This is a genomic window from Candidatus Amarolinea dominans (assembly GCF_016704685.1).
GTDB classification, from domain to species: domain Bacteria; phylum Chloroflexota; class Anaerolineae; order SSC4; family Amarolineaceae; genus Amarolinea; species Amarolinea dominans.
On record NZ_JADIZS010000018.1, the window covers coordinates 121549 to 141188 of the forward strand.

A 19640-nucleotide genomic window follows, 5' to 3' on the forward strand; every position below is an offset into this window, starting at 1 on the left:
CATGCACAGAAAAGGCGGCCAGGCCAGCGGCTGCGCAAGGCAAGCCGGCAGCCTGGTCGGCTGCTATTTGAGACCGGTGGTGGCGATGCCTTCGACAAAGTAGCGCTGGGCTAAAATGTAGACAAGCACCGTGGGCAAGATGGCGAGCGTGGCGCCGGCCATGATGTAGGGCACGTTGGCGTGGTAGCCACCCTGCAGGTCGGCCAGACCCTGGGTGACGACGTACATCTCCTTGTTGTGGATGACCACCAGCGGCCAGATGAAGCTGTTCCACGCGTACAGGAAGCTGATGGTGGCCAGGGTGGCGATGGCGGGCAGTGAGAGCGGCACGAAGATACGCCACAGGATCGTAAATCGGTTGGCGCCATCAATCACCGCGGCCTCTTCCAACTCATTGGGAATGTTGCGGAAGAACTGACGCATCAGGAAAGTGCCGTAGGCCGTAAAGAGCCACGGAATGATGAGTGACTCATAGCGGTCAACCCAATTGAAAAGCAGCATGAGCTTGTAGGTGGGGATCAGGATGACCATGAACGGGATCATGATCGTGCCGAGGTAGGCGCGGAAGAGCGCCTCGCGGCCGGGAAATTTGATGCGGGCAAAGGCATAGCCGCCCATGACCGAGGTGAAAATCTGGCCGATGACCACGCAGATGGTGATAAAGGCCGTGTTGAGCATGTAGCGCCCCATGTTGATGGTGCTCAAGACGGCCCGGTAGTTGGCCCATTCGAGGGAAGGGCCAAACGGGGCCAGGATGTTGGCGAAGGCGGACTGGTTGTCCTTGAGCGAGGTGGTGACCATGAAAAAGAAGGGGTAGGCCATCACCGCGCCGACGATCGCCAGGAAGGCGTAGAGCAGGAAACGCTGCACCAGCGACATGTTTTGATTGCGACCAAGCATAGATGGGTCTCCCTTCTAGTCTTCGACAACCCAGCGTTGTGACATGCGGAACTGAATGCTGGTGATGATAAAGATGATGGCGAACGACAGCCAGGCCAGGGCGCTGCCGTAGCCCATCTGGAAGCGCTGGAACCCTTTCTGGTACAGGTACATGACGATGGTCAGGGTCGAGTTGGCCGGACCGCCGCGCGTCATGATGTACGGCTCGGCAAAGATCTGCAGCACTTCGATGAGATTGGTGACGAGAATGAAAAAGATGGTGGGGGTGATGAGCGGAATGATGATCTTGCGCAAGATGGTGCCGCGGGTGGCGCCATCTACCAGGGCGGCTTCGGTCAGGCTGTGGGGCACCCCCTGCAGCGCAGCCAGGAAGATCACCATGTCGTAGCCCACCGTGCGCCAGGCGCTCATCAGAATCAGTGAGAAGAGCGCCCAGTCAGGGTCATTCAGCCAACCGATCAGCGGCTTTGCCAGGTTGGCGCCCACGAGCCGATTGATCAGGGTGGTGATGGCGCCCAAGACAAAGTTGATGGCGCCGCTTTGGCGATCGAACACCCACAGATAGACCAGTGAGATGCCAACGACGGATGCCACCACCGGCAGGTAGTAAAGTCCCCGGAAGAAGGTCATGCCGCGCAGTTTGGAGTTGAGCAGATAGGCCAGAAAGAAGGCGGGTAGCACGGATAGGATCAACACCCCGCCGGCGTAGACAAACGTGTTGCGCAGCGCGACCCAGAAGATGGGGTCATTCGCGACGATCAGTTTACCCAGGGCGCCGAGGAAGCCTGCTCCCTGTTCCAGCGCGACCTGATAGGCCTCTGGCTTGAGCTGGAAGCCAAGCGCCTGCACGAAGTTGTCAAGCCAGATGAATTTGGGCGTTGTGAATAGATCCCAGTTTGTCAGGCTGTAATACAAGGATAACACCAGGGGGCCGGCAAAGAAGATCAGGAATCCCAGGATGTTGGGCAGCAGAAAGAGAAACCCTTCCAGGGCCTCGCGCCGCTGCCGAGATGCCGCCGTGGACGTTGGAACCGTGGCCGAAGCTGTCATGGACTTGCCTCCTGGATGAGAGAGATCAGGGATCGGAGATCAGAGATCAGAGATCAGGGATCAGGGACTTCGGGAGTCCGGCGGCGCAGGGCGGGGGGGGGGGCGCCGCGGGGGTGGGACTCCCGAAGTCGGGTCGGTCGGGTTACTTCTTGAACAGAGGGTTGGCGGCTGCGCAGGCTTCTTTGGCGATTTCTTCTGCGGTTGCCTTGCCATTCAGCAGCTTGTCCACGTTGGGCTGGTAGATGGCATCCACGATGTCACCCCAGTTGCCGGTCCACAGCGGAATTTCGGCCACGGCATAGTCCGCGCCCTTGATGAAGGCGGAGTTGTCTGCCGGCGGCTTGGAATCGAGGAACGCCTGCTTGGCGCTGGCGGCCTTGTTGGACGGGATGTTGCTGCCGAGCGCCGCAACCTTCGCCTGCACTTCGGGGCTGGTCAGTTCTTTGATGACCTGCCAGGCCGCATCGGCGTTCGCTGTCTTGCCGCTGACAACGTATGGGCCCCAGAAGAGCCAGGTTTTCTTGCCGCCCGGCCCTTCGGGCATTTCCACCACGCCCCAGTTGAACTTGGCGTTCTGGCGCATGCCAGGGGTCATCCAACGGCCGTTGGGGAACATACCCACCTTGCCGGCCAGGAAGTCGGTCTCGCCGACGCCACCTTCGGCGCCCGGAGGCGGTGCAACTTTGTACTTGTTGAACAGGTCGGACATGAACTGCAGGCCGGTGATGGAGCCAGGCTGATCCAGGCCACAGGCGGTGCGATCGGCATTGAACAGGCTGCCGCCGCCGCTGTAGGCGAAGAAGCCCCACAGACCCCACCAGTTGCTGAAACTGAAGCCGTAGGTGCCGGCGCTCTCATCGCGGATGGCCTGGGCCGCCTTCAGGAAGTTGTCCCAATTCCATTCGCCCTTCGCGGCCTGCTCGGCCGGGTCGGGCAAGCCCTTCGCCTTGAAGAGGTCCATGTTGTAGTAGATGACCATCGTGGAGATGTCGCGCGGCAGGCCCCACAGTTTGCCATCGTGCTGAAGTTCGGCCATCGGTGCATCGTAGTAATCGGTCAGCTTGAACGCGCTGTCCTTGCTGGCCATGGGCATGAGGTCGAGCAAAACACCCTTGCTGGCCAGGTCCGCCGTGCTGGCGCCGGGAATCCAGGTGATGTCCGGGGCGGTGCCGGCGGATAGTTCCGTGGTCAGCTTGTCCATGTAACCCTGAACCGGGGCCGGGTCATAGACCAGCTTGACGTTCGCCAACTTGGCGTCAATTTCGTCGCTGATCTTCTGGTAGACGTTCTGCTCTTCCTGGTTGTCGGGGCGGGTACGCCAGCGGATCGTAACTTCCGCGGCTGGTTGATTGGGCGTTGTGGTGGGCTGTGCCGCGCCGCCACAGGCAGTCAATAAGGTGGCAGCGATGACTAATAGTACGAGCAACTTCTTCATGATGGTAGACGCTCTCTTTCTTGCAGACGCAAACATAAACATGACGTAGCGGTGATTGCTGAGACCACAGATGGTGTCCGCTTCGGCGCAGACATCTGGGGAGTCAGTCGAATCGTTCTCTCTTCTCGCCTGGCATGGTGCCTGGTGTGGGTAATTTTTGCTCCCGGTCAGCCTCCTTTCGTTGTCAAGAGTCAGGTAAAGATCGTAACTTGCCTGGGCGAACGGGGCGTTGTCCAGCGGGCAAGCGGTCTATATCAACGGTAAATGCAGCCTGGCCAGCGGCACGCCCGCGGGCCAGCGCTTGCCTTATGCCAGCGCACGCGTCGAGTTGCGCGGCACAAAGGTGGTGGCCAATACCAGTGGTTCGAAACGCTCTTGGGTCCGTTGCACCAGGTCCAACAGGCGCTCGCCAGCCATGCGCCCCATGGCCAGCGACGGCTGGCACACGGTGGTCAGGCTGGGATGCGAGAAGGCCGCGGCCGGAATGTCGTCGAAACCAACGATGGACAGATCGGTGGGAATCGTCAAACCAGAGGCCTGGGCGTAGGCCATGAAACCGAGCGCCATACGGTCGTTGACCGAAAAGATGGCGGTTGGTCGTGCTGGCTGCGCCAGGATGGACGCGGCCGCGGCAAAGCCGCTCTCCTGCGTAAAGTCGCCGGCGGCGCGCAGGTCGGGCGCGAGGCTCAGTCCATGCTCGGTCAGGGCATCGGTAAACCCCTGGATGCGCCGGCCCACCGCAGTGATCTCCAGCGGGCCGCCGATGAGGCCGATACGACGATGACCGAGGGCCAGCAAGTGTTCAGCCGCGAGACGGCCGCCCAGGTAGTCATCCGCATGAATGGTGTTGTACACACCCAGGGGTGAATGATAGCCCAGGGCCACGGTTGGGTAGGTGCGGTGCCGCAGCTCGGCCGTGATGGGCTGCACGCTCTCCATGCCGACCACGATGGCGCCATCCACATAACGGGTGTGCAGCAGGCGACGTAACCCACCCGCAGCGTCAGCCGCGCCCGCAGTCATCAGAAGGATGCTGTAGTCATGCGTGGTGGCGATGTTTTCCACCCCGCGTAAGAACAGCATCAGGTGGGGGTCTTCGAAAAGATAGTCGGACGCATAGGGAAAGGCCAGCCCGATGATCCCGGTGCGGACCTGATTCAGGCTGCGAGCCGCAAGATTGGGCACAAAATCGAGGTCCGAGACGACGGCCAGCACTTTGGCACGCGTCTTTTCACTGACGTAGGGCGTGTTCGACAGCACCTTGGAGACGGTTGCGGTCGAAACATCGGCTTGCCTGGCTACATCGTAGATCGTCACCGACACGGTTGCGCTCCTGCTGCGTAGCAAACTGCGGCCAGGGCGTCCAACGTGGCGACGCACCCTGGTCATTCCAGTTCGACGCCTGGGCACACGGGCACAGGCGTCGTGGGTTCGTTAAGCGGTTTACTATCGTGTGGAGAAAAGAGCGGCCCTTTCGGAAACCGCTTAACTACGAACAGTTTAGCACACGCAACGCGGTTTGTCAAGACCCAAAAATGAGGAAATTCGACAGCTCACATGGCGCGAAACGCCTATTCATAGCGCAGTGCGTCAATCGGGTTGAGGCGGGCGGCGCGGTTGGCGGGGTAGAGGCCGAAGAAGATGCCGATGCCCAGGGAGACGGTTAGGGCCAGGATGATGCTCTGCGGCGTGACGAGGGCGCGGCTACCCCCCAGCAAGGGTGTGATGATCTGGGCGCCGCCCACACCGAGCAGTACGCCGATGATCCCTCCTGTACTGCTGAGGACGACGGCTTCGGTCAGGAATTGCAGCAGGATGTCGCTGCGTTTGGCGCCGACCGCCTTGCGCAGCCCCACCTCACGCGTGCGCTCGGTCACGCTGACGAGCATGATATTCATGATGCCGATGCCGCCCACGAGCAGCGAGATCGCGGCGATACTGCCCAGCAAGGTGGTGAAGGTACCGCTGGTCTGCGCCACGCTGTCGAGGATGTCGGCCTGGTTCTGCACCGTGAAATCGTTCTCCGCGCCGGTCTGCAGCCCGTGCAGGGCGCGCAGAATCGCGGTAACCTGCGCCTGCGCCAGGTCCATCTCCTCGGCGGTGCGCACCTGCAGGCTGATGGAACGCACTTGCGTGGTGCCGGCGCCGCCCAATTTGACCTGCGCGGTGCGCAGCGGCATGAAGACGGTGTTGTCCTGGTTGTTGAATCCGCTCTGCCCCTTGCTCTTGAGCACGCCAATCACCTCATAGGGCTGCCGGTTGATACGCACCACCTCGCCTACCGGGTTGACTAACGCGCTGCCGAAGAGGTCTTCGACCACGGTCTGCCCCAGAACAACCACCAGCGCCAGGTTGCTGGTGTCCTGCGCGCTGACGAAGCGCCCGCGATCCACGCTCCAGTTGCGTACCGTGGCATAGTCGGCCGTCACGCCGCTGATGCTGGTGTTGGTGGTCTTGCCCTGGTAGACGACGGTGGCATTGGCGCTGTAGTCGGGCGCCACCAGCTTGACGGCGGTAGCCAGGGCACGGATGGCCTCCACATCCTTGTCGGTCAGCGGCCGCGTGTTTTGCTGCAGGCCGCTGCGCGAAAAGCCGAAGTTGGTGCCGGCGCTGACGGTCAGCAGGTTGGAGCCAAGCGCCTGAAACTGGTTGATGATCTGCGCCTGCGCGCCTTGCCCCACGGCCACCAACGCAATCACCGCGGCCACGCCGATCACGACACCGAGCATGGTCAGGATGGAGCGCATCTTATGCACGGTCAGCGCGGTCACGGCCACGCGCAACCCCATCAATAGTTTTCTCATGACGATCTGCTCCTCTCAGCGGCCGATGGGCTGGTTGCGGGAACCGCCGACGTTGCTGCCCTGGCCAGGGCCAACAAGGATGCCGCCGGCTCCGCGCACGCCGAAGGGGTTGGTGGATTGGGTGGCGGCGATCTGGATGACGACCTTGTCACCGGGGTTGAGGCCGCGCACGATCTGGGTGTTGACGCCATCGCTGAGGCCGATTTCGACGGGGACGGCCTGCGGTTCGGCGGTCGGATCGTTGGGGTTGGGGACCAGTACCTGCACCAGGCCGCCGCTGCGTTGCAGGGCCATGGTGGGAACCAGCAGGGCGTTGGTCGCCTGACCGAGTTCCACCTTGACGTTGGCGGTCATGCCGACCAGCAGGGGCAGGTCAACCGCGCCGGTGAGGGTGATGGGAACCGAATAGACCATGACATCGCCCTGCAGCGCGCCTTGTAAGGGCACGGAGGCAACCTGGCCGCGCAAGGTGCGACCGGGGAAGGCGTCGAAGGTGACCTGGGCGGTCTGGCTGGCGGCAACCTGGCGGATGGTGGTCTCGTCCACGGCGGCGACGATCTGCAGCGTCTGCAGGTTGGCGACGGTCAGGATGCGGGTGTTGGCGGCGACGAGATCGCCTGGCTCAACGTGGGTCTGCAGGATGGTGCCGGCGAAGGGGGCCATGATCTGGGTGGCGGCGAGCGCGGCCTCGGCATCCGTCACGGCCAGGCGCTTTTTGTCCAGGTCGGCCTGCGCGGTTGCCAGTTTGACCGTGTCCGGCCCTGCGTCCAGTTGACTGCGGTTCTCCTGCGCCTCGGCCTGGGCGACCTGCGCCTGCTGCACGGCCAGGCGGGCCTTGGCCAGGGTCAGCTTGTCGCCTCCGGCTTGCGCCTCGGCCTGCGCTTCCTGCGCATCCGCCAGGCTGGCCTGGGCCTTGACCACGGCCGCCGCGACCGCCTGTTGATTGAGCTGGCGCTGCGCCTGCACGTGCGCCAGGTCGGCTTGCGCGTCGCCCAGCGCGGTCCGCTCGTCGCTCAACTGCTCGATCTGCTCGGCGTTGGCCTTGCCATTGGCCACCAACGCCATCAGGTCTGTGATACGGCGCTCATGCCAGTTGACGGCGTACTGCAGGTCGCGCTCGCTCTTGGCCGCGGCGTCATGATCGGTCAGGGTTTGCTGCGTTTGCGCCAGGGCGAGGGTGTCCTGCGCATCCTGGACCACGCCGCGCAAGCGCGCCAGGTCGGGCGTCTGCGCCGATTTCAAATCTTCCGCGGCCTGTTGTTGATCGTAGTCCGCTTTCGCCACGGCCAGGTCGGCCCTGGCGCGGGCAAGGTCGGTAACTGGCGCCTGGAGATCGGTCAGGCGTTCCGCGGCCGCCTGCAGATCGCTGCGCGCCTGATCGAGCGCTTGTTGATAGGGCGCGGGGTCAATCGCAGCCAGCACTTGTCCGTTCGTCACGGTGTTGCCCGCGGCCACGGCCAGGGTCAGCAGCTTGGTCGTGCCGCTGAGCCGGGTGAAGGTCAAATTAGCCTGCTGCACCGCCTCCACCTGACCGACGACGCTCAGGCTGGCGCTGAGGTCGCCCACCTGCACATCTACCACTTGCGTGTAACCGCTGCTGGCGGTGGTGGCCCCCCCCTCCCCCCCAGTTTGGGGGGTGCGGCTGCGGATGAATAGAAAGCTGCCCACGGCTACAACAGCCAGCAGGACCAACACCCACGGCCAGAATCGTTTGGATTGTTGCATATGTGCGATTCTCCTGTCAGCGGCCGATGGGCTGAATGCGCGGAGCGTCGCCGCCGACGCCGCGGAAGTTGAAGGGGTTGGTGGATTGGGTGGCGGCGATCTGGACGACGACCTTGTCACCGGGGTTGAGGCCGCGCACGATCTGGGTGTTGATGCCATCGCTGAGGCCGATTTCGACGGGGACGGCCTGCGGCTCGGCGCTGGGATCGTTGGGGTTGGGAACCAGCACCTGCACCAGGCCGCCGCTGCGTTGCAGGGCCATGGTCGGGAACCAGCAGGGCGTTGGTCGCCTGACCGAGTTCCACCTTGACGTTGGCGGTCATGCCGACCAGCAGGGGCAGGTCAACCGCGCCGGTGAGGGTGATGGGAACCGAATAGACCATGACATCGCCCTGCAGCGTGCCTTGTAAGGGCACGGAGGCAACCTGGCCACGCAAGGTGCGACCGAGGAAGGCGTCGAAGGTGACTTGGGCGGCCTGGCCGGCGGCAATCTGGCGGATGGTGGTCTCGTCCACGGCGGCGACGATCTGCAGCGTCTGCAGGTTGGCGACGGTCAGGATGCGGGTGTTGGCGGTGACGAGATCGCCTGGCTCAACGTGGGTCTGCAGGATGGTGCCGGCGAAGGGGGCCATGATCTGGGTGGCGGCGAGCGCGGCCTCGGCATCCGTCACGGCCAGGCGTTTCTTGTCCAGGTCGGCCTGCGCGGTTGCCAGTTTGACCGTGTCCGGCCCTTCATCCAGTTGACTGCGGTTCTCCTGCGCCTCGGCTTGGGCGACCTGCGCCTGCTGCACGGCCAGGCGGGCCTTGGCCAGGGTCAGCTTGTCGCCTCCGGCTTGCGCCTCGGCCAGCACTTCCTGCGCATCCGCCAGGCTGGTTTGCGCCTTGCGCAGTTGGCTCTGGGCCTTGAGCAGGTCGGCCTGCTGTTGCAGCTCGGCGGTGATGCGTGCATCGCGGGCATTCATCATGGTATTGAAAGCCACGCGCAGCCGGTCCTGGTGAAAGGTATCGTTATAGGTTTCGGCCGCCAGGCGCGCGCGCTCGGCCGCGGTCGTGGCCTCGGTCTCGCGCAACTTGTCCAGGCGAGTGGCAGCCGTCCTATCGGATTGCAGTGACGCCAGGCTGGCCTGGGCTTCGTTCAGCGTACGTTGGGCGTCGGTGACCTTGATCGTCAGACTGGCGATATCCGGGTGCAGCAGGTCCGTCAGCGTGTCTTGTGCGGTCTGGTTTTGGAGGTTGGCCTGCGCCACGGCCAGATCGGCCTGGGCGCGGGCGAGGTCGGTCACCGGCGTCTGCAGATCGGCCAGGGTTTCCTCGGCCGCTTGCAGGCTGCTCTTGGCTTGATCCAGGGCCTGCTGATAGGCCGCGGGGTCAATCGTGGCTAACACCTGGCCGGCGGTCACGGTGTGGCCCGCGGCCACAGCCAGTGTCAGCAGCTTGGTGGTGCCGTTGAGGCGGGTAAAGGTCAGGTCTTCCTGCTGTTCCGCTTCCACCTGGCCAACCACACTCAGACTGGCGCTGAGATTGCCCACCTGTACGTCCACAATCTGCGTGTACCCGCTGCTGGCGGCCCCCCCCCCCTCCCCCCCAGTTGGGGGGGTGCGGCTGCGGATGAAAAAGAATCCGCCCGCGGCCACGGCCAGCAAAATGAGCGCCAACGCCCCGTAGCGCGCTGTTTTCATGTCAACTCCCGGCTTTCTGCTGCGCCTGGTCGTCTATTGGCCGATGGGAACAACGAAGTCCCCGCCGCCAGGGCCGAAGCGACCGGCGGGCGCCACCTGCACCGAGCGTGCGGTGATGCTGCCGTCACTGCCCGGCGTACCTGAGACGATGACCGTCTCGCCGGTGGTCAGCTCAGCCACCGTGACCGAGGCATTCTTCTCGATCAACGTTGTTTCGGTAACCTTCACTTGCGTCTGCTTGCCGTCGCTGTCGGTGATGACCAGGACGCCTTCGCCGATCTCAGTAATCTGGCCGAACAGGGAGCCGGCCTGGGCATTACCGCGGCGCTGGCTTCCGGCCTGATTGGGGTCCACGGGGAGACCGCCCACGCCGCCGGGTACGGCGCCAGTGCGGCGGGCGAGGAAATTCGCCTGCGCCTGCCCCTGACCGTAGAGCATGCCGCCATAAAAGCTGCCCCCGGCCACCGCCAACAGGAGAACAACACCCAGGGTGATCTGCAGCGTACGATTCATTGTTTACTTGCTCCTCTGAAAATTGGCGCCCGCTGACGCGGGCAATGCCAACCCTGATTTTAGCATCTCGATGTTAAGATTAGATGAAGATGGTGTTTTTAGAATTGACAACTTTCGGGTCAGAGGGGATTGCACGGCCCATTTGCATCTCTCTCCGATCAGTCTATAATAGCGCCCTGACCGCGAGACACCAACCTTGCGCCGCGTGCATGGGGGTGGTGTCTTTTTTTGGGGAAGGCACCTTATGCTTGTGGCAGAATCCATCAATAGTTTTGGCGCTATGCTCAAATACCTGCGGCGCAGCGCTCAACCAACGCCCTGCACTGCTCTGCTTCGACGATGTTCACCTGGCTCTCGCCGACGCGACCATCATGAGCGTCCTGCGTTTTCTCAGCGCCTCCACACCGGCCACCCTCCTGCTCACCAGCCGCGAAGATGTGATGCTGCCCGCGCTCGCGCAGGTCAACCTGGCAGGGCTGGAACCGGAGGAAGCACAGGAGTTGGTCAGCCGCCTTGATCTGCAGGCGGCTCCGCCGTTGCGCCAGCGCCTGTTGGCCAAGACCGGCCGCAGCCCCATGCTCCTGCGCCTGGCAGCCGGGGGGCTGTTGGGACAGGAAACCAACGCCGCCGACTTCATCGAACACTTGCAGACGCAGCCGCAGGTCTCCGCCTACATCCTCGACACGATGCTGCGCGATCTTTCCCCGGCCGCCGCCTGGCTGGCAGGGCTGATCGCCGTCTTCCGCCAGCCCGTTGACCTCTTCGATGAAACCCTGGGCGACCTGCTGCGCCTGACGCTGCGCATTGGCGAGGCCGAGTCCAGCTATCGCGAGGCGCTGACCCTGGCCGGCCGCCGCGCGTCCGTGCGCGCCGACATTGCCGCACGTTTGGCGCAGAGCCTGCTCCTGCGCGGGCAGGCCGAGGAGGCCCTGCGCTGTTGTCAGACCGCCGCCGCCGATCTGCCGCCCGCGGATGTCGTGCTGCTGTCACCGGCTATCAACTCTACGTTGTGATGGCCGCGCGTTTGCGCCTCGGCCTGACTAATCGGCTGGCGCCGGCCGCGCTGGTGCGCTGTTTGGCGGGGGAGAGTGGCCTCACCTCACCCCCTGGCCCCCTCTCCTCTCCAAGTATGGAGAGGAGAGGGGGAGGAGAGAGTGATTACTTGGTGGGCGGTAGGGCGATTGGGCCGCGTGTGGCTACATCGGCGATGAGGTCGAGTGTTTGTTCGAGATCGCTCTCGACTTGTTTGTTACGCAGGCGCAGGACGATTAGTCCGCGTGCTTCGATTTCTTGCTGTCGGATTTGATCGTAGGCCTGCTGGTCGGGGTGATGATGAACGGAGCCATCCAGTTCGATTACAAGGCGTTTTTCGGCGCAGTAAAAATCAGCGATGTAGCGGCCCAGGGGATGCTGTCGCCTGAATTTCAGGCCGTTCAACATGCGGTTGCGCAGGCACATCCACAGGAGTTCTTCGGCACGTGTTTGCTGCTGGCGCAGCTTGCGTGCCAGTACGACAACATGGCTGGGGACCTTCGCGTGGAGAAGTTTGGCCCACAACTCTGTCTCCGCGCTACTGAGAGTAGGCGCCTCGCCTGCTCCTTCCTCTTCTCTTCGAACTCCGGAATCGGCAAAATCCGTTGTGCTCAATCTTCCCTCTTTTCTCCGAAAGCCCGTTTCGGCAAAACCCATCGCGTCCACACCCCCCTCTCCTCTCCATACCTGGAGAGGAGGAGGAACCGGCGGAGCGGAGAGGCCCCTCACTCCCCTCTCCTCTCCATACCTGGAGAGGAGGAGGAACCGGCGGAGCGGAGAGGCCCCTCACTCCCCTCTCCTCTCCATACCTGGAGAGGAGGAGGAACCGGCGGAGCGGAGAGGCCCCTCACTCCCCTCTCCTCTCCATACCTGGAGAGGAGGGGGGGGGCCCTCCTCCCCTCTGGGGGGGCCCCTCTCCTCTCCAACCTGGAGAGGAGGGGGGAGGGAGGCCCCTCACTCCCCTCTCCTCTCCATACTTGGAGAGGAGAGGGGCCGGGGGTGAGGAGAGGACAAGCCTCTCTACTCCCCTCTCCCCGCCTTCGCGTCCTCGATCCACTTTTGCCATTTCGTATTGTCCGCACCCAACTGGAAGTGGGCTGCGGCCACGCTGGCTCCGTCGAAGGTCACGTCCAGGTGTTCGCCTAAACCGAGGAAGCCCATGTCGCGCGGGGTGATCGTGCCTACCTGCGTCAGCGGCACGTCCAGCAGCAGCTTGTGAAGTTCCTCTGAGGCGGTGGTGATGAAGAGGAACTTCTTGGTCGCCACCTTCTCGTTCTGCTCGAACAACAGCCGCCGCGTGGTCAGGAAGATGAAACCGTCGGGGTCATCGTCGGCCTTCTTGTCGCCATGGCGGAACCAGGAGGCGCGCTCCACCGCCACCGGCGATTCGCCCGGATGCAACTTGAAGGTCGCCTCGCCAAACAGCTTGAGCATGTCAGTGATGTCATCGAGCTGATCTGTGAGCGCCTTGACCTTGTCCGCCGGCGCCTTGAGCAGAGCGGCGATGCTCTCCTCCAGCGCCTTCAGTCGGCCTTCCACCGCCTGCAGCGTGGTCTTGACCACTGCCACCATCGGCTGCGCCACGGTCGGGTTGGTGGACGCGGCCACCATCATCAACATGCGGTTTTCCAGCGGCTGCAAGCTCGACGCCAGGGCAGGCGCCTGCTCGTCCAGTTGTTTGCCGACTGCGCTCTGTGTCTGCGCCCACTCGCTGCTCAAACTGCGCACGCTGACATCGAGAGCCTTGTTCAGCGTATAACCGCGTCCACGCGCGGCGGCCAGCGTGTCAGCCACGCCCTTGACCTGGCCTGCAGTCTGACTGACCTGGCCGCGCAGGTGGTTCAATTTGACCTTGTTCTGCAAGTCCTCATAGCGCGCCTGCAAGTCGTTGATGTCTTTGGCCAGTTGCTCCATCGGGCTGAGGGTGGACGCCGGTGCAGGGGTCTGCGGATTACCTGTTTCAGTTGACATAATGCGATTTACTCCTATGGTTTCTCATCCAGCCAGGGCACCCTGGCCTGATCTTCGACCACAGTATACCGTATCAGCGTAAAGAAATCGTAAAAACGATCAGGCAACCACACGACCGCGCGGGTCTGGGCTTTGTTTTGTTTTGAGTTTGCCGGAGTCAGGGAATGATGAGCAGCGTCACTGATTCAGCGGGCAAGAGGAGCGGTGCATCGAGAGGGGTGTCTGCGATCTGCGTGCTGTTGTGTTGACGATCCAGGCGCCAGGTAGCCGCGGCTGCAGTGGCCGGGTGACCGGCCAGAACGAGCGGGGCGCTGACATCGTGCGGGCTGCGGTTGACCAGGATCAGCGTCAGCGCGCCATCGGCCCGACGCGCGGCCACGGCCAGGACCTGGGGGGCGCGGGTTTCCGCGTAGATTTGTTCTTCGCCCAGGCGGGCATAGAGTGGATAGACGTAGTAGATCGGGCGCGGTGCATCACGGGCCAGCAAGCCAATTTCGCCGCTGCCCGGCAGGGTGGTGAGGCAAAATTGCGCCACGATGGTCGTTTGCTGGCGGATCAGGCGCCCCAGCGCGTCGGCCCACCAGAGCGCGTTGTAGAAGGTTTCGGGAGTCGCCTCACCGCCACTCACATTGGCCCAGTTCGAGTTGATCTCGGTCACGGCTACGGGCAGCTCACGCCCGGTGGTGGCGCGTACCAGTTGTTTGAGCGCGGGAATGAGACGATCGTACTCCTCGCTGCTTGCTAACAGCTCGGCCGCGCCGGGCAGCGCGCGCTGATCGCCGCCTTTGGGGAATGGATAGCGATGCACCGCGACGATCCCCACCAGGTCGCCGTTGGCCTGTAGGAATGAGGTCAGCCAATCGGCGCCGGTGGCGTCTTTGGGATTCGAGGCCAAATCGGCCGTAAACTGATGCGTGTCCGGCCCCACGAAGACGATCTGGTCGTCCACCGCGGCCATGGCCAGGGCTACGGCGCGCCACTCACGGTTGAAGCGGGCCGTGTCGTAGTCCTTGTACAGACTCGGTTCGTTGCCGATGCTCCAGTAGCGGATGGCATAGCCCTTGTCCACGTTGGCATAGCGCACCAGGGCGGCCGCCTGCTCTGGCGAACCGCCGCGCAGGCGCACACTGACGGCCGGCTCGGCCCCGAGCTGGCGCGCCAGGGCCACGAACTGATCGAGCTGCCAGGTCTCGATGTCGTTCAGGTCGCCCCAATTGCCGCCCGGAAAGCGCAGGTAGCCCAAGCCGGCGGCCGCAGCCAATGGCTGCACCTGCGGGTTCAGGAAAGTCCAGGGGCCGTGGTTGCTGCCCAGAACCCAGGGACTGATCGCGCCCAGGCTGCGGCTGGCATCCACAAGGATGGCATTGGCGGGCAGCACCGTGGCGGTTGGCGCTGCGGGAGGAGCTGAGCAGGCCCCCAGCAGCAGCGCCAGGATCAGCAGGGTCAGTAATTTTGCCATGACGTACCCGGCCCTACTTGTCTACGCCGGTGATGACGATGCCCTGCATGAACTGTCGCTGGGCGAGAAAGAAAATGACGACCGGCAGGGCAATCGCCATGATGGCCGCGGCCATCAGCATACCGGGCTGCGTGGCGTAGATGTTGTTGAACTGGGTCAGGGCCACCGAGATGGGATACAGCTCCTCGCGTCCCTGCAGATAAACCAGCGGCTTGAAGAAATCGTTCCAGGCAAAGAAGAAGTGGAACATGGCCACTGCGGTCAGGGCCGGCCACGACTGTGGGATGATGACGTTGAGCAGGATGCGCAGAGGGCTGGCGCCATCAATGGCCGCGGCCTCATCCAGGTCCTTGGGAATGCCCCTGAAATACTGGCGTAACAAGAACACATTGTAGGCGTTGGCGAAGAAGTGCGGAATGATCAGGGGCCACCAGGTGCCGCCCCAACCGATCAGCCGAAAGAAGACGTAGGTGGGGATCAACGTCACTTCGCTGGGCAGAATGATCGTCGCCATCAGGACCAGGAAGATCACATTGATGCCTGGGATCCGAAAGCGAGCGAAGCCGTAGGCCACGACGATGGATGAGAGCAGGGTTCCGATGGTGCCGGAGATGGCGATGATGAAGGTGTTGCGAAACAACAGGCCAAATTTGATCTGGTTCCAGGCCAACGGGAAATTATCGTAGGTCGGATCCGTCTTGTAAACCGCCTCCAGGACGCGCCAGCGCCCAACCCATTGAATCGGTTCGGCCTCCAGGTTGGCGGGGTCAAGGAATTGGCTATCCTCTCGTCCTGCGGTGAGCAGTGCCAACTGGCGGACGCTGCCGTCCGGCATAGGCACATTGAGCAACGGCAGCTGCTTGCCCGCGTAGTCCACCGTCACCGGGCTGGAGGGCAGGAACTGCGAATGAGGGTCCTGAATCTGCTTGAGGCTCTTGAGCGAGGTGACTGACATGTAACCGAGGGGCAGCAGAAACGCCAGCAAAATGAGCAGGCCGAACAGGGTGACGGACCCGGCGCCTGTGAGCTTGCGCAGTTGATGGGCCGGTGTGGCCAGGGAGCGCGAGCGGGTGATGGGTTGAATCTTGGTAGACATGGCCTAATCATTGCCTCCAGCGTAATAAACCCAGCGGTTCTGGGTCTTGAACAGCAGCACGGTGAGTAGGAGGACGACGATGAACATCATCCAGGCCAGCGTGGCGCCATAGCCCATGTCCAGAAAGGCAAAGGCGGTCTTGTACAAATAGAGGTTGTAGAACATGGTGGCGCCGTTCGGGTCGCCGCGCCCGTTGCTGATGATGTAGGCCTGGGTGAAATACTGAAAGGTGCCGATCAGTGAAAGCGTCAGGTTGTAGAAGATGATCGGGGAGATCATGGGCACCGTGATGGAGAGGAACATGCGCGGCGCGGTGGCGCCATCTACCTTGGCCGCTTCGTACAGTTCGGTCGGTACATTCTGCAGGCCGGCCAGCATGATCAGCATGGTGTTGCCGACACCCCAGAACCCCATGATAGCCAGGGCGGTCAGAACCCAATTTTCGTCTTGCAGCCATTGCGGGCCTTGCACCCCGAAAGCCCATTGCAGAAAGCGATTGAGCCAGCCCGAATCACTGTTGAGAATGCCTCCCCAGACCATGACGCCGGCCACAACCGGGATCATGTAGGGCATGTAAAACAGTGTACGGAAGACGTTCTTACCCAAGAGCTGTTTGGCGTTGACGAGCAGGGCGAGACCGAGGGGGAGAATGATACTGAGCGGGACTGAGATCAGCACAAACCGCAGCGTGACGCCGACGGCATTGAACACCTGCGGATCGTCGAAGATGCGACCGTAGTTCTGGAAGGCGACAAAGCGGGTCGCGTCTGCCTGAATCGGGTTGTAATTGGTGAACGACATGACCAGCGAGACAACCATCGGAATGGCTGTGAAGATCAGGAAGCCCACGATCCAGGGGCTGAGGAAGATCAACCCCCAGTTGATCTCACGTCGCTGCCCTGGGGTCAGCGGGCGTTTTGCCGGCGCGGCAGGCTTCGGTTTCGTCAGAATGTTCATGCCTGGCTCCTCCTCAGACAAGAAAGAGAGGCGGGCGGGTCCCTGTGTTTCGCCCGCCTCTCCTCAGCTCAACCACGAAGCGGGATCAGGGTTTTTCCTTGAGCACCTTGTCAAGTTCGGTCTTGAACGTCGCGATGCGCTCGTCGAATTTCAGGTCGGGATTGCTGCGGAAGTCGCTACCGAGCGAACTGAACAGATCGAAGGTCTTGGCATAGTTCGGAGTGCCCAGTTCATGGTTGGGTACGTCCATGAAGGGGATGCTGTCCAGCGCCACTTGCCAGTTGGCTTTCACTGGCGCAAACTTCTCGTCCAGGCTGGCGAAGAAGTCGGTTTGCTGACTCTTGCGGGCCGGCAGACCACCGTAGATCTTGTACAGGTCGGCCGAGCCGGTGGTCAGCATGTAGGTGTAGACCTTGAAGGCTTCCTTCGGGTGCTTGGTGCCGCCCAGAATGGCGAAGGTGTCGCCGTGCATCTTGGAGGTGACCTTGCCGTTGTAGGATGGCATCACGGCGACGTTCCAACTGGGCACGGTGGCCTTGTCAATACAGCAGGTGTACCACAGGTGGGTGGTGGCCATGGCGACCTTGCCGGAGCTGAAGGCGTTGCCCTTGAGCAGATCGCTGTCAATCGCGGCCTGGTTCGGCTGGAAGGGCTGCTTGCCCCACATGCTGTCGTAGTACCACTTCCATGCCGCCACGGTCGTGTCAGGAATGGAGCCGTTGCCGCTGCTGTCCACTGGATAGAAGGCGCCGAACAGCGAACCGGTGGCGCGCGGATGCTCGGACCACTGCGTGATATAGCCGTACTGCACGATGTTCTTGGCGTCGAAGCCGGCCTGGGTGGCGTCATTGCCCTGCGCATCCACGGTCAGGCGCTTGGCTACTTCGGCCACAGTGTCGAAGTTCCAATCCACCTCTTTGCCGTCCAGCGTATACTTATCGCCATACTTCTGGGGCGGATAGGCCAGCTTGGCCTCGTCGAACAGGGCCTGGTTGTAGTAGACGAACTCAGGGAAGATGGCAAACGGCAGTCCGACCAGTTTGCCTTCATCTTTGTAGAACTGCAGGAAGGCCGGGTCAATGTCGCTCGTATCGTAATTCGCTTCTTTGATCAGCGGCTCGATATCGAGGAAGGCGCCGGGGAAAGCGGCGCGGCCGGCCGTGCCCACCGGGCCAACGACGTCGGGCGCGTTGCCGGCGGCAATCTGCGCGGTCAGGTTGTCGCGCGCGTACTTGTTGTCCACGATGATCGGGATGAGCTGAATTTCGTTCTGGGACTTGTTGAACTTCTCGACGAAGTCCTTCTCCAGTGGGATTTGCGCAGGCTGCGCACCCGCGCCCAGGCCAATGTACCAGGTGATCTGCACACGATCCGGCGCCGGCGTGGACGTAATCTCGACGATCGTGGTGGCTTCGACCACTTTCTCCACGATCTTGGTCGCTTCCACGATGACGGTTTCCTTGACAATCTGCACCTGGGGGGTCGGCTGCGCACAGGCGGACAACAAGAGGCCGGTCACAATGACCAGGGCCACCACAACGAACCAACGAGTCTTCATGTTTCTTCTCCCACAGCAAAGCAAAGTAAGTAAATGGGACAAACGTCAAACGGGGGATGAAGAGAATCTCAGCCGTGAACCGGTTCCGGTTGGGGTGTACCTCCTTTGATGTGACGCGTGTGGCTGTCTCTGGCGTCTGGTTGACGCTGCGCCGTCGCAAACCGCGACTGCTGCCCGCAGGATGCGCGTACGACCAACTCGGTCGGAAGTACAATGCGTGTGGCCGTCGCCTCGCCGCCGCGATCGCTATTCCTGAGCCTGTCAATCAGGACCGACGCGGCTGTGTATCCCAATTGATGAATCGGCTGGCGTACGGTGGTGAGCGGTGTTTCCAGGGACGACGCCAGCGGAATGTCGTCGAAACTGACCAGCGCTATATCACCCGGTACCTGCATCCCGGCCGAACGAATCACTTTGAGTGCGCCGATCGCCATGGCGTCGCTGGCGATGAAGACCGCCTGTGGGAGCGAGGCCAGGCTCAGGAGGGTTGACATACCGCGCTGTCCACTCCATTCTGACCAATCGCCTTCCTGCACATACTCAGGCGGAGGCGTTGTGCCCGCAGCGCGCAGCGCCACGCGGAAGCCCTCCAGGCGATCCATGCCGGCAACCATGTCTTGCGGGCCGCTGATGGTGGCAATGCGTTTGTAGCCCAGGCGCAACAGATGTTGGGTCGCCATCGTGGCCCCATGCACGTTGTCTGCGTCTATGGTCGTGATGGGCGCCTCACTCAAGCTGCGTCCGATCAACACGAAAGGGAAGTTCTCTATCAGCAGGCGATCCACGAAGGGGTCCGTTGCCAGCGCCGAGGCCACAATCACGCCATCCAGGTGCCCCCCGCCGACCAAACGCCGAAACGTGGTGGGCGATTGTGCTCTGACGAGGGAAAGCATCAGATAATACTCCTGCTCTTCGCAAGCGGCTGCAATACCCTGGATGAGGATCGGAAAATAGGGGTCGGAAAAAACGGTGGACAGCGCTTGAGGAATGACCAGGCCGATCATCTGACTGCGACGGCTGGCCAGGGTGCGAGCGGCGTTGTTCGGATGAAAACCATGCTCGTGGATCACGCCCCAGACCGCCTCGCGCGTTTCCGCGTTCACATTGGGATGATCGTTCACCACGCGCGACACGGTCGAACGTGATACGCCTGCCAATGTGGCTACTTGTTCCAACGTGAGCGCCATCTGCTTGCCCTCTTCTTGGGAGCGTTACCAGAAATTTCAACGAGAACAGGTCAAAATGCCGCAATGGTGCGCTGCGTGGAGCTGAAAAACCCGACTCAATGACCATATCGTACCATAAAACGGCAGCAGGTCATTCGACGGGGTAAAGGTCTTGGGAGCGCTCCCAATTGCTGCTCCTACTATACTATGTCTGTGGAAATCTGTCAAATCGTGCCATGAAAACAAGAGACCTGCTCAAGCCCATTCAATGGCTCTCGCAGGTCTCCACCTCTCA

Annotated in this window: 16 protein-coding genes; 1 reads left to right on the forward strand and 15 read right to left on the reverse strand. The window is 62.2% G+C overall.

The window, feature by feature from the left end; translation table 11 throughout:
- Positions 1 to 63: 63 nt before the first annotated feature.
- The 8 genes from IPF85_RS13785 to IPF85_RS13820 all read right to left on the reverse strand — a co-directional run bounded on the left by IPF85_RS13785 (position 64) and on the right by IPF85_RS13820 (position 10106).
- Positions 64 to 900 (reverse strand): carbohydrate ABC transporter permease, encoded by an 837-nt coding sequence (locus IPF85_RS13785; RefSeq protein ID WP_343408658.1) that lies wholly within the window; start codon positions 898 to 900, stop codon positions 64 to 66.
- A 15-nt stretch (positions 901 to 915) separates the two neighbouring features.
- Positions 916 to 1950 carry a sugar ABC transporter permease gene (locus IPF85_RS13790; RefSeq protein WP_343408659.1) on the reverse strand — a complete coding sequence of 345 codons (1035 nt, stop codon included), beginning with the start codon at positions 1948 to 1950 and terminating at the stop codon, positions 916 to 918.
- A gap of 142 nt (positions 1951 to 2092) precedes the next feature.
- Positions 2093 to 3385 (reverse strand): sugar ABC transporter substrate-binding protein, encoded by a 1293-nt coding sequence (locus IPF85_RS13795; RefSeq protein ID WP_343408660.1) that lies wholly within the window; start codon positions 3383 to 3385, stop codon positions 2093 to 2095.
- 306 nt (positions 3386 to 3691) lie between these two features.
- Entirely contained in the window at positions 3692 to 4708 is a 1017-nt protein-coding gene (locus tag IPF85_RS13800) for a LacI family DNA-binding transcriptional regulator (RefSeq protein ID WP_343408661.1), read from the reverse strand.
- A gap of 248 nt (positions 4709 to 4956) precedes the next feature.
- Complete coding sequence (locus IPF85_RS13805) at positions 4957 to 6189, reverse strand: ABC transporter permease (RefSeq protein ID WP_343408662.1); 1233 nt, start codon at positions 6187 to 6189, stop codon at positions 4957 to 4959.
- Positions 6190 to 6204: 15 nt separating this feature from the next.
- Entirely contained in the window at positions 6205 to 7914 is a 1710-nt protein-coding gene (locus tag IPF85_RS13810) for an efflux RND transporter periplasmic adaptor subunit (protein WP_343408663.1), read from the reverse strand.
- A 116-nt stretch (positions 7915 to 8030) separates the two neighbouring features.
- On the reverse strand, positions 8031 to 9593 hold the full coding sequence (locus IPF85_RS13815; RefSeq protein ID WP_343408664.1) for an HlyD family efflux transporter periplasmic adaptor subunit: 1563 nt from the start codon (positions 9591 to 9593) through the stop codon (positions 8031 to 8033).
- A gap of 33 nt (positions 9594 to 9626) precedes the next feature.
- A complete protein-coding gene (locus IPF85_RS13820) occupies positions 9627 to 10106 on the reverse strand; it encodes a hypothetical protein (protein WP_343408665.1) in 480 nt (159 codons plus the stop codon).
- A 272-nt stretch (positions 10107 to 10378) separates the two neighbouring features.
- On the opposite strand from IPF85_RS13820, the gene IPF85_RS13825 reads away from it, so the two are divergent.
- Positions 10379 to 11119 carry a hypothetical protein gene (locus IPF85_RS13825; RefSeq protein WP_343408666.1) on the forward strand — a complete coding sequence of 247 codons (741 nt, stop codon included), beginning with the start codon at positions 10379 to 10381 and terminating at the stop codon, positions 11117 to 11119.
- Between the two features lie 145 nt (positions 11120 to 11264).
- Here the strand turns inward: IPF85_RS13825 and IPF85_RS13830 are convergent, their stop codons facing one another.
- From IPF85_RS13830 to IPF85_RS13860, 7 genes are all read right to left on the reverse strand, one after another.
- Positions 11265 to 11795, reverse strand: a complete 531-nt coding sequence (locus tag IPF85_RS13830; protein WP_343408689.1) for a DUF559 domain-containing protein — start codon at positions 11793 to 11795, stop codon at positions 11265 to 11267.
- Between the two features lie 363 nt (positions 11796 to 12158).
- Positions 12159 to 13109 (reverse strand): hypothetical protein, encoded by a 951-nt coding sequence (locus tag IPF85_RS13835; protein WP_343408667.1) that lies wholly within the window; start codon positions 13107 to 13109, stop codon positions 12159 to 12161.
- Between the two features lie 157 nt (positions 13110 to 13266).
- Positions 13267 to 14568 (reverse strand): hypothetical protein, encoded by a 1302-nt coding sequence (locus IPF85_RS13840; RefSeq protein ID WP_343408668.1) that lies wholly within the window; start codon positions 14566 to 14568, stop codon positions 13267 to 13269.
- 13 nt (positions 14569 to 14581) lie between these two features.
- Complete coding sequence (locus tag IPF85_RS13845) at positions 14582 to 15664, reverse strand: carbohydrate ABC transporter permease (protein WP_343408669.1); 1083 nt, start codon at positions 15662 to 15664, stop codon at positions 14582 to 14584.
- Positions 15665 to 15667: 3 nt separating this feature from the next.
- Positions 15668 to 16621: a sugar ABC transporter permease gene (locus tag IPF85_RS13850; RefSeq protein WP_343408670.1), complete on the reverse strand. Its 954-nt coding sequence runs from the start codon at positions 16619 to 16621 to the stop codon at positions 15668 to 15670.
- Positions 16622 to 16706: 85 nt separating this feature from the next.
- The gene (locus IPF85_RS13855) at positions 16707 to 18179 is read right to left on the reverse strand and encodes an extracellular solute-binding protein (protein ID WP_343408671.1); all 1473 of its coding nucleotides are present in this window, start codon (positions 18177 to 18179) and stop codon (positions 16707 to 16709) included.
- 68 nt (positions 18180 to 18247) lie between these two features.
- Entirely contained in the window at positions 18248 to 19366 is a 1119-nt protein-coding gene (locus IPF85_RS13860) for a LacI family DNA-binding transcriptional regulator (protein ID WP_343408672.1), read from the reverse strand.
- Positions 19367 to 19640: the final 274 nt, after the last annotated feature.